22 protein-coding genes are annotated in these 20,277 nt (G+C 59.5%); 13 read left to right on the top strand and 9 right to left on the bottom strand.

The genetic code is table 11. The features are described 5' to 3' along the window. Positions 1–60 precede the first annotated feature (60 nt). The 3 genes from HMPREF1267_RS03375 to HMPREF1267_RS03365 form a co-directional block, all read right to left on the bottom strand. Positions 61–402, bottom strand: a complete 342-nt coding sequence (locus HMPREF1267_RS03375) for a hypothetical protein (RefSeq protein WP_023028388.1) — start codon at positions 400–402, stop codon at positions 61–63. Positions 403–700: 298 nt separating this feature from the next. After that, the gene (purE, locus tag HMPREF1267_RS03370) at positions 701–1,201 is read right to left on the bottom strand and encodes a 5-(carboxyamino)imidazole ribonucleotide mutase (protein ID WP_034666828.1); all 501 of its coding nucleotides are present in this window, start codon (positions 1,199–1,201) and stop codon (positions 701–703) included. Between the two features lie 20 nt (positions 1,202–1,221). Beyond that, positions 1,222–2,430 (bottom strand): 5-(carboxyamino)imidazole ribonucleotide synthase, encoded by a 1,209-nt coding sequence (locus tag HMPREF1267_RS03365; protein WP_051141747.1) that lies wholly within the window; start codon positions 2,428–2,430, stop codon positions 1,222–1,224. On the opposite strand from HMPREF1267_RS03365, the gene budA reads away from it, so the two are divergent. Further along, positions 2,416–3,147, top strand: a complete 732-nt coding sequence (gene budA, locus HMPREF1267_RS03360) for an acetolactate decarboxylase (protein ID WP_023028385.1) — start codon at positions 2,416–2,418, stop codon at positions 3,145–3,147. The two genes, HMPREF1267_RS03365 and budA, sit on opposite strands and share 15 nt — an antisense overlap. Here budA and HMPREF1267_RS03355 read toward each other — a convergent pair. Beyond that, on the bottom strand, positions 3,125–3,565 hold the full coding sequence (locus HMPREF1267_RS03355) for a membrane protein (RefSeq protein WP_034653800.1): 441 nt from the start codon (positions 3,563–3,565) through the stop codon (positions 3,125–3,127). The two genes, budA and HMPREF1267_RS03355, sit on opposite strands and share 23 nt — an antisense overlap. Positions 3,566–3,652: 87 nt before the next feature. Next, complete coding sequence (locus tag HMPREF1267_RS03350) at positions 3,653–4,507, bottom strand: biotin--[acetyl-CoA-carboxylase] ligase (protein WP_023028384.1); 855 nt, start codon at positions 4,505–4,507, stop codon at positions 3,653–3,655. Positions 4,508–4,550: 43 nt separating this feature from the next. Here HMPREF1267_RS03350 and HMPREF1267_RS03345 point away from each other — a divergent pair, with 43 nt between their 5' ends. The 6 genes from HMPREF1267_RS03345 to treS all read left to right on the top strand — a co-directional run bounded on the left by HMPREF1267_RS03345 (position 4,551) and on the right by treS (position 10,619). Continuing rightward, complete coding sequence (locus HMPREF1267_RS03345) at positions 4,551–5,543, top strand: ABC transporter ATP-binding protein (RefSeq protein WP_023028383.1); 993 nt, start codon at positions 4,551–4,553, stop codon at positions 5,541–5,543. Positions 5,544–5,645: 102 nt separating this feature from the next. Then, the gene (locus HMPREF1267_RS03340) at positions 5,646–6,908 is read left to right on the top strand and encodes an ABC transporter substrate-binding protein (RefSeq protein ID WP_023016856.1); all 1,263 of its coding nucleotides are present in this window, start codon (positions 5,646–5,648) and stop codon (positions 6,906–6,908) included. A gap of 195 nt (positions 6,909–7,103) precedes the next feature. Then, positions 7,104–8,111, top strand: coding sequence for a carbohydrate ABC transporter permease (locus tag HMPREF1267_RS03335; protein ID WP_023028382.1), 1,008 nt, complete (start codon positions 7,104–7,106; stop codon positions 8,109–8,111). Continuing rightward, positions 8,111–8,932, top strand: a complete 822-nt coding sequence (locus tag HMPREF1267_RS03330) for a carbohydrate ABC transporter permease (RefSeq protein WP_023016855.1) — start codon at positions 8,111–8,113, stop codon at positions 8,930–8,932. The genes HMPREF1267_RS03335 and HMPREF1267_RS03330 overlap by 1 nt, the downstream gene beginning before the upstream one ends. Then, positions 8,932–9,117, top strand: coding sequence for a hypothetical protein (locus tag HMPREF1267_RS03325; RefSeq protein ID WP_023028381.1), 186 nt, complete (start codon positions 8,932–8,934; stop codon positions 9,115–9,117). The genes HMPREF1267_RS03330 and HMPREF1267_RS03325 overlap by 1 nt, the downstream gene beginning before the upstream one ends. Then, positions 9,114–10,619 carry a maltose alpha-D-glucosyltransferase gene (treS, locus tag HMPREF1267_RS03320; RefSeq protein ID WP_023028380.1) on the top strand — a complete coding sequence of 502 codons (1,506 nt, stop codon included), beginning with the start codon at positions 9,114–9,116 and terminating at the stop codon, positions 10,617–10,619. Before HMPREF1267_RS03325 ends, treS begins: the two co-directional genes overlap by 4 nt. Positions 10,620–10,861: 242 nt before the next feature. On the opposite strand, the gene HMPREF1267_RS03315 is transcribed toward treS, so the two are convergent. The 3 genes from HMPREF1267_RS03315 to HMPREF1267_RS03305 are packed head-to-tail and all read right to left on the bottom strand — an operon-like array spanning position 10,862 to position 13,307. Further along, the gene (locus HMPREF1267_RS03315) at positions 10,862–11,440 is read right to left on the bottom strand and encodes a hypothetical protein (RefSeq protein ID WP_005277394.1); all 579 of its coding nucleotides are present in this window, start codon (positions 11,438–11,440) and stop codon (positions 10,862–10,864) included. Positions 11,441–11,443: 3 nt separating this feature from the next. Then, positions 11,444–12,016, bottom strand: a complete 573-nt coding sequence (locus HMPREF1267_RS03310; RefSeq protein ID WP_023028379.1) for a hypothetical protein — start codon at positions 12,014–12,016, stop codon at positions 11,444–11,446. Between the two features lie 22 nt (positions 12,017–12,038). Next, on the bottom strand, positions 12,039–13,307 hold the full coding sequence (locus HMPREF1267_RS03305) for a hypothetical protein (protein ID WP_005277390.1): 1,269 nt from the start codon (positions 13,305–13,307) through the stop codon (positions 12,039–12,041). 341 nt (positions 13,308–13,648) lie between these two features. On the opposite strand from HMPREF1267_RS03305, the gene HMPREF1267_RS03300 reads away from it, so the two are divergent. Genes HMPREF1267_RS03300 through HMPREF1267_RS03285 form a run of 4 tightly spaced genes read left to right on the top strand, consistent with a single transcriptional unit; the run spans position 13,649 to position 16,359 of the window. Continuing rightward, positions 13,649–15,109: an acyl-CoA carboxylase subunit beta gene (locus HMPREF1267_RS03300; protein ID WP_023028378.1), complete on the top strand. Its 1,461-nt coding sequence runs from the start codon at positions 13,649–13,651 to the stop codon at positions 15,107–15,109. Between the two features lie 6 nt (positions 15,110–15,115). Beyond that, complete coding sequence (locus HMPREF1267_RS03295; RefSeq protein WP_005281605.1) at positions 15,116–15,325, top strand: acyl-CoA carboxylase subunit epsilon; 210 nt, start codon at positions 15,116–15,118, stop codon at positions 15,323–15,325. After that, positions 15,325–15,912: a nucleoside triphosphate pyrophosphatase gene (locus HMPREF1267_RS03290; protein ID WP_005277383.1), complete on the top strand. Its 588-nt coding sequence runs from the start codon at positions 15,325–15,327 to the stop codon at positions 15,910–15,912. Before HMPREF1267_RS03295 ends, HMPREF1267_RS03290 begins: the two co-directional genes overlap by 1 nt. Positions 15,913–15,942: 30 nt before the next feature. Continuing rightward, positions 15,943–16,359, top strand: a complete 417-nt coding sequence (locus HMPREF1267_RS03285) for a DUF3151 domain-containing protein (protein ID WP_005281598.1) — start codon at positions 15,943–15,945, stop codon at positions 16,357–16,359. An 89-nt stretch (positions 16,360–16,448) separates the two neighbouring features. On the opposite strand, the gene HMPREF1267_RS03280 is transcribed toward HMPREF1267_RS03285, so the two are convergent. Beyond that, the gene (locus tag HMPREF1267_RS03280; RefSeq protein ID WP_005281597.1) at positions 16,449–17,168 is read right to left on the bottom strand and encodes a DUF4282 domain-containing protein; all 720 of its coding nucleotides are present in this window, start codon (positions 17,166–17,168) and stop codon (positions 16,449–16,451) included. 334 nt (positions 17,169–17,502) lie between these two features. Here HMPREF1267_RS03280 and HMPREF1267_RS03275 point away from each other — a divergent pair, with 334 nt between their 5' ends. Further along, a complete protein-coding gene (locus tag HMPREF1267_RS03275) occupies positions 17,503–18,366 on the top strand; it encodes a sulfurtransferase (protein WP_023028377.1) in 864 nt (287 codons plus the stop codon). A gap of 150 nt (positions 18,367–18,516) precedes the next feature. Then, entirely contained in the window at positions 18,517–20,277 is a 1,761-nt protein-coding gene (locus HMPREF1267_RS03270; protein WP_023028376.1) for an acetyl/propionyl/methylcrotonyl-CoA carboxylase subunit alpha, read from the top strand.

Genomic DNA, 20,277 nt, shown 5'->3' with positions numbered 1-20,277 from the left:
GATGGACCGCCTTCTCCTTGAACTCGACGGAATACTTTCTAGGCATAGTTCAATCCTTCCTTAGCTGAGGTAGGAACTAAACCCAGGACGCTTCAGAACGCCTTCATGGCTAAAGGTCGTTGTCTGACGCGTACGCTGCACTTTTAACCAAGTGGAGTTGGCTAGCGGGTGCTCGTAGGCACAATGCAGCGGAAAGGTCAGTTCCTTCTTGGAATAGAGCTCAACCGCAGATTTCCCCGCGAGCATTATTCCAGGCCATTTTTCATGCACGATGCGAGCAAGCTCGAATGGCGTAGGTTTCCGCCACGTATACAGCCCACGGCGATTTTTAATTATCTTGCCGCTGGCCAGACCGGACCTCAGTTGCCTTTGATTCAACCCCGATACTAAAAGTTCCTTCATCTACTCCCCCTCGGAGCACTTACGCCCCGAGTGGAAGTGTAAGTGGGGCAGCGCGGACTCGCAGGGCCACGTGCCACCGACCTCAGCCCTGAGGCGTCCATAATAACCGCGTTCCTCTAAAAATCAGGCCGAAAAATGAAGAAACGCGGTTGTTTTGAACGCAGCGCCGCCCGATGAACGCCCTAGGAGCCAGGAAACCTACGCAATCATACAAAAATGTCCAAAACAACCGCGTTCTTATAAAAATCGGGCCCAAAATTGGAGAAACGCGGTTGTTTTGGACACGGCGTGCTAGTGACTACTCCCCTAGCAGCTTCGAGCGCAGGTTCTTATCCTTTTGCTCAACCTCGTCCGCCATCTGTTCTTGGTAGGCAACCATCTTGTCTTGCAATGCGGGGTCGCCGGCACTCAAGATGCGGGCGGCTAGCAAGCCAGCATTCTTCGACCCTCCGATGGACACCGTGGCAACGGGTACGCCGCTGGGCATCTGCACGATGGAAAGAAGGGAATCTAGGCCATCGAGATCTTTAAGTGCGCGCGGAATGCCGATGACGGGCAGCGGCGTGGCCGCAGCAACCATGCCCGGCAGGTGGGCAGCACCGCCGGCGCAAGCAATGATGGTCTTCAGGCCGCGGGAGTGCGCGCCCTTGGCATAGACCAGCATCTTTTCTGGGGTACGGTGAGCGCTGACCACGCCAACCTCAAAGGGGATGCCGAAGTCCGCGAGGACCTGCGCAGCCGGTTCGACGGTGGGCCAATCCGAGTCTGAGCCCATGATGATTCCTACCTGCGGTTCCATAATGTCCTTTCTAGAATTGGTTAAGCCCAGGTCGCGTGCATGAGAAAGTGCGCAGCTTGGCCAGCAGCATCGCGGGTCTCCTCAAGAGAAGTACCAGCGACATTGACGTGGCCGATCTTACGGCCAGCGCGGTGGTCCTTGCCGTACAGGTGAATCTTGGCGTGTGGGTAGCGTTCCATGACCTCGCGCACGCGCTGCGGCATAGGCATCTTGGGATTTTCATCCGCGCCGAGCACATTGGCCATAACGGTCACCGGGGCGAGGGCGTCCACCGCACCCAAGGGCAGGTCGAGTACGGCGCGCAGGTGCTGTTCAAACTGCGAGGTCACGCAGCCATCCTGGGTCCAGTGGCCGGTATTGTGCGGGCGCATGGCCAATTCATTAATGGAGATATCTTCGCCACCTTCACCGTTGAAGGCGAAAAGCTCCACGGCCAGCACGCCGGTCACGCCAAGGGATTCGGCAATGCTTAGACCCAGCGCAGAGGCGCGTTCGGCCAGCTTAGGCGAGAGATCGGGCGCGGGCGCGATGGCCTCGGCACAGATGCCGTTGGCCTGGCGGGACTGGGTAATGGGCCAGACCTTGGCCTCACCGGATGGGCGGCGCGCTACCAAGATGGATAGCTCGCGGGTCAGATCCACTTTCTCTTCGGCCATGAGCGGCGTGCCGGCATCTAATAGCTCGGCAACGAGGTCATCGAGATCAGCATCCGAAGGGAACCACACGCCCTTGCCGTCATAGCCACCGCGGCGGGCCTTGAGGCAGACGCGCCCGTCTACGGCATCGAAAAAAGCGCGGGCATCGGCGACTGATTCGATGGCACTAAACCGCGGAACGGGCGCCCCAAGAGCGGAAAGCTTTTCGCGCATGTCCAGCTTGTCCTGGGCATAGCGCAGGGCGCTGGGCTGGGGCTGGACGTTAAAGGAGGCATCAATAAGCGCGGCGGAATGCTCATTGGGCACGTGCTCATGCTCAAAGGTAACCGCATCCGCGCCGCGGGCTGCCGCGAGCAGATCCTCGTACTTGTGGTAATCGCCCACCACGATGTCCGGGGTAACCTGCGCGGTCGAAGAATCCGGGCTACCAGCAAGAATCCGCAGATGAATATCGAGTTCAGCGGCGGCAGGCTGCATCATGCGCGCCAGCTGACCATCGCCACAGACAGTTACAATAGGTTTTGAGACACTCACGCCCACAATATTAGCTTGGATACCATGTTTACCCGTCATTCGATCTTCCAGAACTCCCTCATGAGCGCCCTCCTTGATGGCATTTATGACGGCGAGATGACCATCTCTGAGCTGCTAGGAAAGGGCAATTTTGGCATCGGTACCTTTAACGGCCTCGATGGTGAAATGATCATCCTGGACGGGACCTGCTACCAGCTGCGCGGCGATGGCTCCGCGCGGGTTGCGGACCTGGACCAGCAAACCCCCTATGCCGTGGCCACCAACTTTGTGCCGCGCATTCTTGTCGATGCCCCACGGGGCCTGCGCCGCAACGAGCTTTCCGCCTTCATCGACGAGGTGGAGCCTTCCGCCAACTACATGTACGCCGTCCGCATCACGGGCAGGTTTTCTGAAGTCTCAACGCGCACCGTGGTCAAACAAACCAAGCCCTATCCCCCAATGACCAAGGCGGTCGGCGGCGATAAAGAAATGCACTTTAGCGATGTCGAAGGCGTCATCGGCGGCTTCCGCACTCCCGTATATGAGCGCGGAATTTCGGTGCCCGGCTGCCACGTGCACTTTATCGACGCCGCGCGTAAGTCCGGCGGACACGTGCTGGATTACACCGTGGATGAGGCGACAATCGAGCTCTGCCCCGGTTCCGATCTAGAACTACGCCTGCCGCTGACCCAAGAATTCGGCCGCGCAAACCTCGCGCCGGAGGATCTTGATAAGCAATTGCACTCCACCGAGGTTAAAACCAGGGGCGATCATTAATAATCTCCGCCACCTGCTTTGACTTGGCCACGGTGGGAAAATACATGGCCCTGTCCCAGCCGTTGAGCGCAATGGAGATACCGCCGCGGCGCTTGCGGGCGCCGCGAATATCTTCCAGCGGAATCGAATCGATGTGGCGGCCCTCTCGCACGATGACGCGGCGATTGGTAACGATGAACCGCTTGCGGCGGGCCTTATATAAAGGAATAAGGAAGCGCCACGTGCTCAGCCCAGCCCACAAAACGACGAGCCCATTGCGCAGTATTGGTTCTACCCCCTCGGCATCACACCAGCCGATGGCAATCCACAGCACGCCGGTGATGAGGATGAGCTCCAAGAATGGGAAAACGAGCGCGCGAAACGGCGCGGATACGTCCGCGCGCTTTACCTCGCCTTGGCCCATCTTCATCAATCCCATAGCCATGGATAGTACCAGTGCGAGGCAGTGCTTCTCGGACTGCGCGGATTCCGCAGCGCCTGCCGCGCGATGCCTATCGTGCGGCGCTTATCGCGCCGGACGCAGATGCGTCACGTCGCCGGCGGAGTAGTACTCGCCCGCGACGTTAATGCGGCCGTCATCGCCGATGCCCTCGACGCGGCCGATGACATCGCCAGTCGGGGTCTCCAGCCGCACCTCTTGGTCAATGGATGAGCACACCGCGCGGTAATCCTGCATCAGCTGCGGATCCTGGTTCTCCCACTGCGTAATGCGCCGGCGCAGGTTTTTCAGCACGGTAATGGCCAGCTCGGTGCGGTCGGTATCGCGGCCTTCAAGCGCCAGCGAGGTCGCCTTTTCGATGGGCAATTCCTCGCGGGTGAGCGTGACATTAATGCCCATGCCCACGACCACGCGCGCGGAGGGCTCCTGCCCGCCGACGGCCTTATTTAGCTCGGCTTTATTGACCTCAGCCTTGTTCAACTCAGTCTTATTGAGTTCAGTCTTATTGACCTCGGTCTTCGGTGCGGACTTGAAGGCTTGGCCCACTGGACCGGCCTCAGCAAGGATGCCGCAAAGCTTATTGCCATCAATATGCACATCATTCGGCCACTTGAGCACGGAGCCCTCGATGGAATCGGTCACGGCTAGGCCTGCGGCCAACGGCAAGGTGCCTAAGTAGTCGAGGGAATCGGGCAAGAGCAGCACGGAAAAGATCACTTGGGAGCCGGCCGGCGCCGTCCATGCCCGGCCGAGGCGGCCTTTGCCGGACAGCTGCTCATCGGCAAGCAGCACGGTGCCATCGGCAACATTGGTGGCCTGCATCAGATCGGTATTGGTGGAACCGGTCTGATCCACAAAATCGATGGTGGTGAAGTCCTCTGCCAGGGCGGTGCGAATGCGGTGCTTATCAAGTGCAGTCATAGATTCCAAGATACCGCCCGCCGGTGGTGCTAGTGTGTTGCGCATGGCAAAGGTCACTTTTGAAAAGGTAAATATCACCTACCCCGGCGCGGCGGCGCCCACCGTGAAGGAATTGGACCTAGAAATCGCGGACGGCGAGTTCCTCGTTTTGGTGGGTCCGTCTGGCTGCGGCAAGTCCACGACGCTGCGCGCGCTGGCGGGCCTTGAGCCAACGTCTAGTGGCCGGATTCTCATCGATAATGCGGATGTCACGGGCCTTGAACCGGGCGATCGCGATATCGCGATGGTTTTTCAAAATTACGCGCTCTACCCGCACCTTTCGGTGGAAGAAAACATGGGCTTTTCGCTCAAACTGGCCAAGCTCCCGAAGGCCGAAATCAAGCAAAAAGTCCAGGATGCAGCAGATATGCTGGGGTTGAGCGAGTTCCTCAAGCGCAAGCCCAAGGACCTATCGGGCGGTCAGCGCCAGCGCGTGGCCATGGGCCGTGCCATCGTGCGCAATCCTAAGGCCTTCCTCATGGATGAGCCGCTATCTAACCTGGATGCAAAGCTGCGCGTGCAGACTCGTACCGAGCTTGCGAGCCTGCAGCAACGGCTTGGGACCACCACGGTCTATGTCACCCACGACCAGGTCGAGGCCATGACGCTGGGGCACCGGGTAGCCGTGCTCAAAGATGGTGTATTGCAGCAGGTTGCCCCGCCGCGCGAGCTTTATGCGGAACCGGCCAACGAGTTCGTGGCCGGCTTTATCGGTTCGCCTGCGATGAATATCTTTGACCACAACGGCGAGCGCCTGGGCGTACGCCCGGAAAACATGCACCTCAATGAGGGTGCTGAGGGCCTGCGCGGCGTGGTCGACCTGGTTGAAGAATTGGGTTCCGAATCCTTCGTTTACGCCACGGTGGGTGGCGAGCGTTTCGTTGCGCGCTGTGAAGGCACCCCGCCACAGCGCGGCGAGGAAGTTGTATTGACCTTTGATGAAAGCGCGGCACACCGCTTCGATCCGGAAACCGGGCAGCGCATCGCCGCCTCCTAAAGCACCCCCGTATAGAGGTGAATAATCAAAATCTATTCTGCGCGCGGTGTTTGTAAATTATTTTTAAGGAACACCCAAGCTTTCTGAAAGGTGAATCTCCCCATGAAGAAGTACTTCATTCGCACCACAGTCGCCACCACGGCGGTACTGGCACTAGCCGGCTGCTCCACGTCTGATGATGGTGCAGATAACGCGGATGGCTCCGCATCCGGTTCCGGTTCCGGCGCTGATTCCCACGGCCCCATCACCTTTGCCATGGGCAAGAACGACACGGATAAGATCACTCCCATAATCGATAAGTGGAATGAAGAAAATCCGGATGAAAAGGTCACGCTCAAGGAGCTCGCGGGCGAGGCAGATGCCCAGCGCGAGACCCTCGTGCAGTCCCTCCAGGCCGGTAACGATGACTACGATGTCATGGCCCTCGACGTGGTCTGGACCGCGGAATTCGCCGCCAACCAGTGGCTCCAGCCGCTCAACGGTGACTTCGAGACCGATACTTCGGAGCTCTTGCCGGCCACCGTGGAATCGGCAACCTACAATGACGTGCTGTATGCGCTACCGCAAAACACCAATGGCCAGCTCCTCTTCCGCAATACTGAGCTCGCGGACGCTACCCCGGAGAAATTCGCTGACCTCGAATCCGCCTGCAAGGCCCTGGAAGATGGCAAGAAGTGCCTGACCACCCAGCTCAAGCAGTACGAGGGCTTGGCTCTGAACACCGCCGGCTTCATGGAGGGCTGGGGCGGCTCGGTGCTTGACGATGACGGCAATGCCACCGTCGATTCCAAGGAAGCCCAGGAAGGCCTGCAGGCCATGGTGGATGCGTATGAAGACGAAATCATCTCCAAGGACTCCACCGCCGCCACCGAGGAAGAGACCAACATGGCCTTCACCGAGGGCAAGACCGCCTTCGCAGTAAACTGGCCCTACATGTACACCAATGCCGTAGATGCCGGCATCGACGTTGAGGTCCAGGCACCGCTGGGCAAGGACGGCGTTGGCGTGTCCACCTTGGGCGGCTACAACAACGGCATCAATATCAATTCCAAGAACAAGGGCACCGCCCTGGACTTCATGAACTTCATCATCAATGAGGAAAACCAGAAGTCCTTTGCTGAGCAGTCCTTCCCGCCGGTTCTTTCCTCCATCTACGATGACCCGCAGCTGCAGGAGGAATTCCCCTACCTGCCAGCGCTGAAGGAATCCCTGGAAAATGCCGCACCACGCCCGGTATCGCCGTTCTACTCCGCCATCTCTAAGGCCATTCAGGACAACGCTTATGCAGCGCTGACCGATGGCAAGTCCGTCGAGGATGCCACCTCCGATATGAAGGCGGCTATCGACTCTGCTTCGCAGGGTTAAAGATACGCTCCTTGCCCCTCGTATCCCACGAGCAGGGAGCACGCTGAAAACCGAGAAATACATAGCGAACCGCTAGTGCACAAATGGGTGAGGAAGGCGCATACGCCATAGCCTCACCCTTTGTGGTTTTCCCACCCTAGTTGGGGATAGAATCTAGCGCACCAGAAATTATCTGAACCAGAAAGGCGAATAACCGTGGTCACCACTTCGCCGACGCAACAGACGCACCCATCATCGAAGAAACCCAAGCGCAGCCCTAGCTCCAGCAGGTTTGCCAATTTCGGGCGGCCGGCCGCGCTGATCGCCCCGGCGCTTATCGTGCTGGGCATTATCATCGGCTATCCCATCGTGCGCGCGGTCATCCTGTCTTTCCAGGGCAACCGGCAGCTTAATCCACAAACGGGCATCTTTGAAGAAGGCGGTTTCGCCGGCCTAGACAATTACCTGTACTGGATCAATAACCGTTGTGTTTCCGGTGCGGGGGAAATCACGACGTGCCCGCCCGGTGTTATCGCCACCGACTTCTGGCCGGCCGTAAAAATCACGCTGTTTTTCACCGTGGTCACGGTCGCCCTGGAGACCATCCTCGGCATGTTCATGGCCATCATCATGAACGGCGAGTACCGCGGCCGCGGCTTAGTGCGCGCCGCCGTGCTTATCCCTTGGGCCATTCCTACCGCCGTGACCGCCAAACTGTGGCAGTTCATGTTCGCCCCGGACGGCATAGTCAATTCCTTACTGGGCGCGAATATCGCCTGGACCACGGACCCGTTTTATGCGCGCTTTGCCGTCATCATTGCAGACGTGTGGAAAACCGCACCGTTTATGGCGCTGCTCATCCTGGCTGGCCTGCAGATGATCCCCAAGGATGTCTACGATGCCGCCCGCGTCGATGGCGCCAACCGCATCCAAACCTTCTTCCGCATCACCCTGCCGTTGGTGCGCCCAGCCCTGATGGTGGCCGTGCTCTTCCGCACCCTGGATGCGCTGCGTATGTATGACCTTCCCGTCATCATGATTTCGAGCTCGTCTAACTCCCCTACCGCCACCATTTCCCAGCTGGTGGTGGAAGATATGCGCCAAGGTAACTTCAATTCCGCCTCGGCGCTGTCCACCCTTATCTTCTTGCTCATCTTCTTCGTCGCCTTCATCCTCATCCGCTTCCTCGGCGCGGATGTCTCCGGTAGAAAGGGTGCAAAATAATGCGTAAATTCGGACACTACGCGGGCATTATCTTCATCATGTTCTGGGGCCTTGCCCCCTTTTATTGGATGGTGGTCACCGCCCTGCGCAGCCAGGAATTCACCTTTGATACCACGCCCTGGCCAACGCATATCACGCTCGATAATTTCCGCGATGCCCTCGCGACGGATAAGGGCAATGATTTCCTCGGCGCGCTGGGCAATTCGCTGTTCATCTCGCTCGCAACCACCGCGGTAGCCGTCTTGGTCGGCGTATTTACCGCGTATGCGCTCTCCCGCTATGACTTTCCCGGCAAGGGTATTGTCACCGGCATCATCCTGGCAGCCTCCATGTTCCCCGCCATCGCGCTGGTTACCCCACTCTTCCAGCTCTTTGGCCGCCTAGAGTGGATCGGCACCTACCGCGCGATGATCATCCCGAATATCTCCTTCGCCCTGCCCCTGACTGTCTATACCCTGCTCAGCTTCTTCCGGCAGCTGCCGTGGGAGCTCGAGGAGGCCGCCCGCGTGGATGGCGCGTCGCGCGCCCAGGCCTTCCGGCTCATCCTCCTGCCGCTGGCCGCCCCGGCGCTCTTTACCACCGCGATCATTGCCTTTATCACCACGTGGAATGAATTCATGTTGGCCAAACAGCTGTCCACGACGGGCACCGAGCCGGTCACGGTGGCCATCGCCCGTTTCTCGGGCCCCTCGGCCTTCGAGTACCCTTATGCCGCAACCATGGCGGCTGGTGCATTGGTGACCATTCCGCTTATCATCATGGTGCTCATTTTCCAGCACCGCATCGTCGCCGGGCTTACCGCAGGAGGTGTCAAGGCCTAATGCGCCGGTCCCTGCTGTGGGATTCGCTCCTCGGATTCCTCGGCTTCTTCGCGTGCCTTGCGGTTATCCAAGCCGTAGTGAACCTATTTGAAGACTCTCCCGCCGTATGGCCCGGCCTAGTGGCCGGCGCGCTGTGCGCACTGACCTACCTTGCCTGGCGGGCAAAAAGAAAGGATCTGCAATGAGCTGGTACCACAACGCCGTCTTCTATCAAGCCCTCGTGGGCTCCTTTAAGGACTCCGGCAATAACGAGGCCGAGAATAAGGGCATCGGTACGCTGCGCGGGGTCATCGACAAGCTGGATTACCTCCAGTGGTTGGGCGTGGACTGCCTCTGGCTCTCGCCGTTTTATGCCTCGCCGCTGCGCGATGACGGCTACGATATCGCCGATTATTATTCCATCCACCCTGATTACGGCACGATGGCGGATTTCGAGGAACTGGTCGAGGAATTGCACCGCCGCGATATGCGCATCATGACGGACTTGGCGCTCAACCACACCAGCTCCGATCACCCGTGGTTCCAGGCTTCGCGCTCCGACCCGGATGGCCCGTTTGGGGATTTCTACGTCTGGGGCGATGACCCCGAGCGCTACCCCGAAATCCGCGTCATCTTCACGGACGTCGAGACCTCCAACTGGACCTGGGATGAGGAGCGCCAGCAGTATTATTTCCACCGCTTTTACTCCCACCAGCCGGATCTCAATTACGATAACCCGGACGTGCAGGATGAGGTCTTTAATATCTTGTCCTTCTGGATGGACAAGGGCCTTGATGGCCTGCGACTCGATGCCATCGCGTACCTCTTTGAGCGCGATGAGCTCGGCGGCGAATCCCTGCCGGAGACGGTGGAGTTCGTGGAAAAGATTCGCGCCTTTATGGATACTCACTATCCTGAGGCCGTCCTCATTGCGGAGGCCAACCAGCCACCCAAGGAGACGATGGAGTACTACGGCTCCGGCAATCGCTTCCACATGGTCTTCAACTTCCCGGTCATGCCGCGGCTGTACCAGGCGCTCGCGCTTGGCGATGCCACCCCCGTCTACGACATCCTCGACCAGCTACCGCCGCTGCCCGAGGGCTGCCAGTGGGGTACCTTCCTGCGCAACCACGATGAATTGACCTTGGAAATGGTCGACGATGACGTCCGCGAGCTGATGTATCAGACCTACCTGCCAGAAGAAGGGATGCGGGCGCATGTGGGCATCGCCAGGCGGCTCATGCCGCTCATGGGCGGGGACCGCCGCAAGGTAGAGCTGATGTTTTCGCTGCTGATGACCCTGCCGGGCGCGCCCTTTATTTATTATGGCGATGAAATTGGCATGCTCGATGACACCTCTTTGCCGGACCGCTATGCCGTTCGCACCCCTATGCAGTGGGACGATAGCGAAACCGCGGGCTTTAGCGCCCGCACCCCGGCGCGGCTGCCCATCGTCGGCGGCACGTCCGTGGAATCGCAGCTCAATGATGCCACTTCCCTGCTGCACAGCGTGCGCACCATGATCACGGAGCGCCACGCGCACCCCGAGCTGGGCACGGCACCCTGCGAGCCGGTGGAAACCGGAAAAGAAAGCGTGCTGGGTTACCAGCGCGGCGACCTTTTGTGCCTGCACAATTTCAGCGACCGCTCCGTTGACCTAGGCCCCGTCGAGGTCGGGCCTTACGGGTACGCGTGGTTGCCGGCTTAACTTTGTGCATCCTCCACTGCGATAACTGAGCAAACCCGATCCTCAGATATCGCACACCTTCCTCAACTGTTGCAGGGGACCCTGCACTTTGGAATGTGCACTTTGGAGGATGCACTTCTACAAAGCGGGCGGTGCGCGCTACGGGTTGTGCGCGCCACGGGTAGTGCGCGCTGAGCTGCCACGCAAAGAGCCCAGCTCCACACCCCATTCACAGGGTGCGGCTGGGCTCATTTCCTTATGACTTAACTCCAGTCCGGGGCGTCTTCTAAGCGCAGCTCGGAATAACGGGACTCTGGAACGGTGGCCGAGTATGGTTTGCCCACCGTTTCCCATACTTGATCTTGATTGCAGCGCACATCCTGGCCGTCGGTATCCAGCATGGTAAAGCCCCACACCAACTTGCCTTGGGAATTTGCCGGCAAGGTATATGGCCCAACTACCTGGTTAATCTTCCAGTGCTGTTCGCTGACGTAGTTGAAGCCGTAGGTCTTGGTCAGGATCTTGGCCAGATCGCCTTCACCGCGCACGGAGCCAGACACTTGAACGGTTTCCGTTCGCGCTTTGGATACGGTGTGTTTAACCGGCAGCGGCTCAGCGTTGTGGTTTGCCACACTGGCGGCATCGGTTTGCTTGAACCAGCGGCGCTTCGCGGTGACATAGGTGGAGTTCTCCCCCGGCGTTGCGCAATGCGTGCCGGGCTTAAAGTCATCGTTCCAGCGCTGGGGCAGCTCAAAGTCTCCGCCGAAGTCAGAGGCGTGGGCGACGGGGACGGCCACCAGGCTCAGCGCTGCGATCGCACTAGCGATGGACTTCGCCTTCACGGTTTAACCCCAATCGTTGTTATCGCGGGTGGAGACCGCGACGTGGCGTTCCTTGGGCAGGGTTGCGGTAAAGGTATCGCCGTTGGCCTGCCAGGTGTGGTCGGAACCGCACACGGTCTTTTGGCCCTCAAAATCAGAAACTACCCATCCGGCCTTCAGCACAGCGGTCTTGCCCGGCGCGATATCGTATGGGCCGATCTGCTCGCCAACCTCATAGGACTGGCTCGAGGTGTAGCTGGAGGAGAAAGTGAAGTTGATCAGATCCAGCAGCTTGAAGTCCACACCAGCAGAAACGTTCCACTCCTTGGTCTTGGTTTCCTTGATGGAACGGGTCACTGGAAGCGGCTCGTCGTTGTAGTTGGAGATAGTCCAGGTACCGGCGGAGCCGTCGAAATAGGTGCGCTTGATGTCAACGGTTTGGCCGGTATCGCCGGGGGTGGCGCAGCGCTCGCCAATGGTAGTGGGGTTTGCTGGGCCCAGGTCGCGCTGTGGCAATGCGTTAGCGGCTGGGGCAGCGAATACGCCGGTGGCAACGGCCAAAGCCGCGGTGGTGGACGCAATCTTGGACATGCGCATGAGGTGTGCTCCTAAAAGGTAGTTAGTAGATGGTTTGGGTGGGTACGGGCAGATCGCGGTATTCGTCAGGGGTGACGTCTACGGTGCGGGTGCTGCCGTCTTTGGAGGTGATGGTGGCCTCGGCCCAGAAACCGCTCGGGGCGGTGGTCTGCTTATAGTCTGAGGTGAGGTCGTACTTGCCGGATTTTCCGCAGTGCACCTCGCGGTAGTTGATGCGGGTCATGGTGGTGCCGTACTCCACGCGCACGCGTTCCCCGGGCTCAAGGTGTACGTGCTTGAGCTCGGTACCAACCGGCATATAGGCGCGCTTGACGGCACCGACGGATTCGAGCCAGCCCTGTGGGATATCGCCCCTATTGCCCCGCCAATTGGTATACGGATCGTGCTGGGCACCGACGACGAAGTCGGTCACTGGCGCAAATTCATAGTCCCCGTGCGACCAGTTGAGGAAGTCGGTGGAATAACCGGGCTTGCGGAAGGTGGGCTGCACTGCGGTGATATCCAGCGGGTACCAGGACTTATCTTTGGCCTCGCAGGTATCGCCTTCCTTGGGCCAGGCGGGATCGCGTTGGGGTTCGGCGGCCGGCTGCACGATCTCGTCTTTGTCTGGGTCAGCAATCTTTTCCAAGCTGGGACCGGAGACCGCGGTGTAGTTTCCTTCGATGGGCTTGGAATTCGTGCTGCCGGAGCGGGAAGGAATTTCCATGGCCAAATCCGATACGGAGCCATCGGCCTTGATGATATAAGCAAAGGCATAGCGCTCTGCTGGGCCTTTACCGCGGATGACATTGGCGCCTGGGATGTTTTCGAGGCGGTCATCATTGCAGCCGACGAACATGGAAATAAAGTCCTTTTCCACCACGCCGTACTCCACGCGGAAGGATTCGCCCGGCTTGAGCTTGACGGGGCCAAAGGTTTCCTTGTCTCGCCAGCCGTTGGCCAGCTTTAGGCCGATATCGGATTTAGCGGTGGTATCCCAGCCAGAGGGCAGTTTGGCCTTGGAATTGGCATCAATCTCGTGGTTGGTGCCGGTTTCTACCTCTGCGGTATACGGCACTTCCTGGTCGGTGCTGTTTTTAAATTGCAGGGTGCCATCGCTTAAATAGCGACGCCCGGTTTCAGCAAAACGCCATTCGCGCTCGGCGTTATCTCCGGCGGCACTGCAGCTTTTGTAAAGATTGGTAATGGGATATGCCTGTGGCATTGGAGGAATATCGCGCGCCTGTGCCGCCGGGGCAATCAGCGCCGCGATGGCAAGTGGGGCGATGAATCTCAGTCTCTTTGAAATCACCTGAAGACCATCCTTGTGGTTGTGAAATATACAAGAAATTATTCGTGAAGACGCAGCTAATATTAAGCCCGCTGTTATAAGTCCTCAACAGTTACAGAATTTTTCACCCATGCCTTCTCACCCGCCGTGCGGTGGGAAAATACCGTCTTACTGGTAAGAAATGCCAGAGATTGCCACGCGCCCCATCCCCCAATAAAGGGGATCTAATGCGTCCTAAAGGCCCAGCCCCACCGATGCCGCGCCTATACCGCACCGACAGCCCACCGCCACCGAGCCTGTAGTGATGCGCGAAACCAGACAAGTTCCGCATCTTTAGCCTTCCACTAGTAAACTCAACGCCTATGACTGACCTGAAGACCACCGCTGGCAAGATTGAGGACCTGGACAACAAGCTCGCCGAGTCCCGCGCGCCGTTGGGGGAAGGCGAGCCAGCCGCCCGCACCCGCGTGAATCAGCTGCTCGATGAGGGGTCCTTTGTAGAAACCGATGCACTGGCCCGCCACCGCTCCACCGACTTTGGCCGCGAGCACGATCGCCCGTACACCGATGGCATCGTCACCGGTTACGGCACCATCGACGGGCGCCGCGTGTGCATCTTCAGCCAGGATGCCACCGTCTTTGACGGCACGATGGGTGAGGTTTATGCGGAAAAGCTCACCAAGGTCTATGACCTTGCGCTGAAGACCGGCGTGCCCATCGTCGGCATCTATGATTCCACCGGCCCGCGCGTGCAAGAGGGCATCGTCACGCTGGCCGGCTACGCCCGCATCCTCGCCCGCGCAACCGAGGCTTCCGGCCTTATTCCACAGATCTCCGTGGTGGCGGGGGATACCAGCGGCATTGCGGCTTTCGCCCCCACGCTTGCCGATGTCCTCATTGTCACCCACGGCACCAGCCTGCACCAGGCAGCCGGCGAGGTGGCCGACGCGGAACCGGAAACCTTTGGTGGTGCCGCAGTCCACGCGAAGTCCGGCACCGCGCAGCTCAGCGCCCCGAGCGAGCAGGCAGCCCTCGCCTTGGTCCGCGACGTACTGGCTTACCTGCCGGCCAATAACCGCGCCGAGGCAACGCGCATCGATACGCGCGAGGTCGCCGAGTTCGATCTGGATACCGTCATCCCGGATTCAGCAGAGGATGCCTATGACATGCGCGAGGTGGTCAACGCGGTCGTCGATAAGGGCTCCTTCTTTGAGCTTTCGGCCGAGGCTGCGCCCAATATCATTACCGGCTTTGCCTTCGTGGATGGCCGCGCCGTGGGCATCGTTGCCAACCAACCGCTTTCACTTGGCGGCGCGTTGGATTCGGCCGCGACGGAAAAGGCGGCGCGCTTTGTGCGCCTGTGCGATGCCTTTAATACCCCGATCATCGAGTTCGTGGACTCGCCCGGTTTCGTTGCCACCCCGGCGGAAGAAAAGGCCGGTCTCCTGCGCCGGGCAGCGGGGTTTGCGTATGCGCAGGCGGAGGCGAGCGTCGGCAAGCTTACGGTGGTCACCCGCAAGGCCATTGGCCCGGCCTACGCGTTTATGGGGTCCAAGGATCTGGGCGCGGATTTGGTCTATGCCTGGCCGACCGCGGAAATCGCCGTCGCCGAGGCGGCCGAGACCTCGCTGGCCATCTACGGCGATAAGGATAAGCAGGAAGAGATGGACGAGCTCTTCTTGCACCCCTACGCCGCCGCCGAGCGCGGCCTGGCCGATAATGTCATCGAGCCTTCCGCCACCCGCCACTACCTGGTTGAAGGCCTGCGCCTGCTAGAGCGCAAGGTCGTGGCCCAGGTACCCAAGAAGCACGGAACTGTTTAGGAAAAAATGTCTGAAACCGAAATCAAAGTCCTGAAGGGAAACCCCACGGAAGAAGAGCGCGCCGCGCTATCGACGGTGCTCAAGCAGATGAAAAAGGACCACTCCGGTGCCTTTGGGGATCGCAACCACTGGGGCAGGCCCGGTGAGCGCTTCGACCACTACGGCGCGCAGCGCGTTTTTAATCCATCTGCCTTCCACACCGTGCGGTATTACTAATGCGCCTCATTTTGGCCTCGCAGTCGCCCTCGCGCGCCGCCATCCTGCGCGGGGCCGGGGTGGAACCGGTGCTCGAGCCCGCCGATATTGACGAGCGCGCCCTAGAAGCCCAGTTGGCGGGGCACTCGCCTGCCGATACCGTGGCAGCGCTGGCCACCGCCAAAGCCGAGAAGGTTGCTTCCCGGTACCCCGACGAGCCGGTCATCGGCGGCGATTCCATGCTGCTATTGGATGGCCAACTGCAGGGCAAACCGCACACCGTCGACGCCACCATCGAGCGTTGGCACCACCAGGCAGGCCGCACCGCGCAGCTGCTTACCGGCCATTGCCTGATTTTTGGCGCGCAGCGCCACGTGGAAACCTCCACCACTACCATCCGCTTCGCAGAGGCTTCTGCCACCGATATTGAGGCCTACGCCCGCACTGGCGAGCCCTTGGAGTGCGCGGGAGCGTTTACTTTGGAGGCCATGGGTGGCTGGTTTATCGATAGTATCGACGGCGATCCCTCCTCTGTCATTGGGCTGTCCCTACCGGTGGTGCGCCGCGCGCTCTACTCTTTTGGGCTCAGCGTTTCTGATTTCTGGTAGGCCCGCACGAGCATCGCTAGAGTGTGTCTTATGGAAATGAAAGACATGCTTGCCCCAGAACCTATTAAGTTGCCCGCCGATCCCGGCGCTAAGGACGCGGCCGCGCCTGCGGCCGGCATCGTAGACCACCCAGATTCCCCGTTGCTATGGGCCATGCTCGCGGAGCAGGAGCTCGCCAAGCTCGAGGGCGCGGACCCCAACGAGTACATCACCGCTTATGCCTATGCCCGCACCGGCTACCACCGCAGCTTGGACCGCCTGCGCGGCAACGGCTGGAAGGGCTGGGGCCCAGTCCCCTTCTCCCACGAGCCCAACCAGGGTGTCCTGCGCGCCATTGCCGCCCTCGGACGCGCCGCCAAGGCCATCGGCGAGGACGATGAGTACGACCGCATCCGCCAGATGCTTTCCGATGCCGACCCCGATAGCGTTGCCCAGCTGCTCGACTAAGCCCACACTGCGGCTTATTAGGCCAATATAAAAAGCACATTCTCCCTGTTCAATCCCAGAGGAGAATGTGCTTTTCTTGTAGCTCATGCCTAGTTCAGCCGGTGCAGGATTTCGCGGGTATATTGCGTCGTCCGGATATTTGCGACTGCGAACTCTAAAAAGAGCCTCAAGCCAATGAGCTCGCCAAAGCAGATAAGCGTAACCAAGATGGCGGTGATAATCCCGAACGGACCAAAGAAAACGAATCCTAAAAGTAGGCCCAACAACCACGTGCAGCCAAGGATGATCATGCCGATGACATAAATCGCCGAAGCATAGCCTACGGTGATGAATTTATCGAAGCTGAAGTCCAAGAGGCCGGAGAAGAAGCCATCGGTTGGCGTCTTCGTGCGCGGAGCCTGTGGCGGGAACTGCCCGCTGTTATTCGGATACGCAGTAAATCCTGGCTGCTGCCCATTCGGCGCGTTCCACGCCTGCTGTCCCTGCCAAGAATTGCCCTGTTCTGGATAGGAATGCGGCGGCTGCGCGGGCCCCGGTTGCGCTGGACCCGGTTGCTGCGAGTACTCGGGGTGCTGATAAGCCGCCTGTTCCTGGCCCGATTGCGGGTGCTGCTCTTGGCTGCTTTGCGAGCCTTGTTCCTGGCCAGCCTGCGGGGTGCCATGGGAACCGAAAGCTCGCGCGTCATTGTCCGCAAAAGCACCGAAATCCTCGGTAGTGTCATTGCGCGGACCCTCAGAGAAATCACGGGCAACGAAGCCCTTCGAGAATTCCTCGTTGTCGTTAGTGGTGTTGTCGCTATGATCAGCCATAATCGCAGCCCATATTCCTAGGTCTAGGGAGAAACAGAACGATCTGACTATAGACCTTTTCAGCGCGTGGCGCGGTGTAAACATGATTAAAATTCGCTGCCCCGATTAATCTTCGAGAGCTGCTGGGTGCGCTCCTTAAGTAATGCAGCGGGAAAACTTGTAGAATCGCGGCTCCAAGTAAAAGCACTATTATGTTTAATGCTTTCCCGCCCCCACTTGGCTGTTTTATTGTATGGAATACCACACTACGGCCTCCCAAGTGATCAATTTGGCATTCATCGGGTTAGAGTGGTGGGAGCGAATCATCCCGTTTTATTAGAAAGGCAGGCGGGCAGTGGCAGAAGTAGACCCCTATCCCCCATTCCAGCAATATGCGCACCCAGAGCGGCTTGTCTCCGCTCCGTGGCTGTCTGCGCGCCTGGGCGTTAAAGGGCTGCGCGTCATCGAGGTCGATGAAGACTCCCTTTTGTACGATATCGGGCACATTCCCACAGCCACGCGGATTAATTTCCGCACCGAGCTAATAAGCACGCTCACGCGCGACTTTATCGATGGCGAGGAATTTACCCGCTTGATGCGGGAAAAGGGCATCCACGAGGACGATACCGTTGTCCTGTACGGCGATAAGTCCAATTGGTGGGCGGCCTACGCGCTGTGGGTATTTACCCTCTTTGGACACAAGGACGTCCGCCTCCTCGATGGCGGGCGCGATGCGTGGATGTCAGAAGAGCGCGATACCTCCTTCATGGTCCCGGAATTCCCCGAGTCCGATTATCCGGAGGTAACCCGGGACGATTCCGTCCTGCGCGCCTTTGTTTCCGATGTCCGCGAGGCAACTGGTTCCCTGGTTGATACCCGCCCGCCGGAGGAATTCGCGGGTGAGGCGACGGAGTTCGACCCGAATGGAAACTCGCCGTATGGCACGACCATGTGCCACGGCCACATTCCGGGTGCGATCAATTTGGAGTGGGATCGCGCAACCTACCCCAACTCCTGTTTCCGCAACGTCGATGACCTCAAGGTCAACTACGGCATGCTGGAGCCGGATACCCCCACCATTTTGTATTCCCACGTGGGCGCGCAGGCCGCGTTTACGTGGTTCGTGCTGACCTACCTTTTGGGCTTTAAAAAGGCGCAGGTCTACGATGGATCATGGTCTGAGTGGGGCAACATGGTCAATATGCCGATTGAAAAGTAGATTTTCGTCCGGTCATTAATTACCCACATCGTGACGATGTGGGTTTATTTTTGTTTAAACGTAACAATTATTGCCAAACGGACGAATTAATATTTTGGTGTGCAACAATAGATCCCGTAGTAAACGAAGTGTATTCAGGAGGTTACTGCCGTGGCAGTAGAAACCAAGAAGATCTCCAAGGTTCTCGTAGCGAACCGAGGTGAGATCGCCGTGCGCGTCATTCGTGCTGCTCGCGATGCCGGGATCTCCTCAGTCGCCGTTTATGCCGAACCGGATGCGCAGGCGCCCTTCGTCACGCTTGCCGATGAAGCCTTTGCCCTCGGCGGTTCCACCTCTGCTGATTCTTATCTTGTCTTTGACAAGATTCTGGACGCTGCCGCTAAGTCCGGCGCGGATGCCATCCACCCCGGCTATGGTTTCTTGTCCGAAAATGCCGATTTTGCTCAGGCCGTTATCGATGCCGGCCTGACCTGGATCGGCCCGCCTCCCCAATCCATCCGCGCTTTGGGCGATAAGGTCACCGCCCGCCACATCGCCGAGCGCGCCGAAGCCCCCATGGCCCCCGGCACCAAGGACCCGGTAGCCAACGCGGATGAGGTCAAGGCCTTCGCGGATGAGCACGGCTTGCCCGTGGCCATCAAGGCGGCGTTTGGTGGCGGCGGCCGTGGCCTGAAGGTGGCGCACACCGCCGAAGAGATTCCGGAGCTTTTTGAATCCGCTACCCGCGAGGCCACCACCGCCTTTGGCCGCGGCGAGTGCTTTGTCGAGCGCTACCTCGATAAGGCCCGCCACGTGGAGGCCCAGGTTTTGGCGGATAAGCACGGCAATGTGGTGGTCGTCGGCACGCGCGATTGCTCCCTGCAGCGCCGCTTCCAAAAACTCGTAGAGGAGGCGCCGGCGCCTTTCCTGAGCGACGAGCAGCGCGCCTCCATCCACGAGTCCGCCAAGCGCATTTGCCGCGAAGCTGACTACTGCGGCGCCGGCACCGTGGAGTATTTGGTTGGCGCCGATGGCCTGATTTCCTTCCTCGAGGTCAATACCCGCCTGCAGGTGGAGCACCCCGTTTCGGAGGAAACCACCGGGCTGGACCTCGTGCGCGAGCAGTTCCGGATTGCCCAGGGCGAAAGGCTTTCGCTGAGCGAAGACCCGACACCGCGCGGGCACGCCTTTGAATTCCGCATCAACGGCGAAGACGCCGCGGCCGGTTTCATGCCGGCTCCCGGGACCATCGTCAAGTACTCCGAGCCAGCCGGCCCGGGTGTGCGCGTGGATTCGGGCGTCGTCGAGGGCTCCGTCATCGGCGGGCAATTCGATTCCATGCTGGCCAAGCTCATTGTTTGGGGTCCGGACCGCGAAACCGCCCTGCGGCGCTCCGCCCGCGCCCTGGCTGAATATCAGGTTGAAGGCCTGCCCACCGTGTTGCCCTTTGACAGGGCCATCGTCACGAATCCCGCCTTTACCGCGGAAAATGGTTCCTTCGATGTCTACACCAAGTGGATCGAGGAGGCTTGGGATAACCAGCTGACGCCGCACGATGATTCCACCGATGCGGAAGCCGGCGCGCCCGAGGCCTCCCAGGTCCACACCGTAGAAATCGACGGCCGCCGCATCGAGGTAGCATTGCCCGCCACCTTTGGCATTACCGGCGCGCGCAAGCGGAAAAAGCGCAAGGGTGCCGGTGCCAAGGCCGCGGTATCCGGCGATGCCGTGACCGCACCGATGCAGGGCACGGTTATCAAGGTCAACGTGGAAGAGGGCCAAGAGGTAGAAGAGGGCGATATCGTCCTGGTCCTTGAGGCAATGAAGATGGAGAACCCCGTCAAGGCCCACAAGTCCGGCACCGTGACTGGGCTGGCGGTCGAGGCCGGCGCGTCCACTACCAAGGGCGCGCAGCTGCTGGAAATTAAGTAA

Origin of the sequence: Corynebacterium sp. KPL1824, from assembly GCF_000478095.1 — a bacterium.
GTDB lineage: Bacteria > Actinomycetota > Actinomycetes > Mycobacteriales > Mycobacteriaceae > Corynebacterium > Corynebacterium accolens.
The sequence above is the reverse complement of the archived record's forward strand: the minus strand, read 5'-3'. Positions and strand labels throughout refer to the sequence as shown.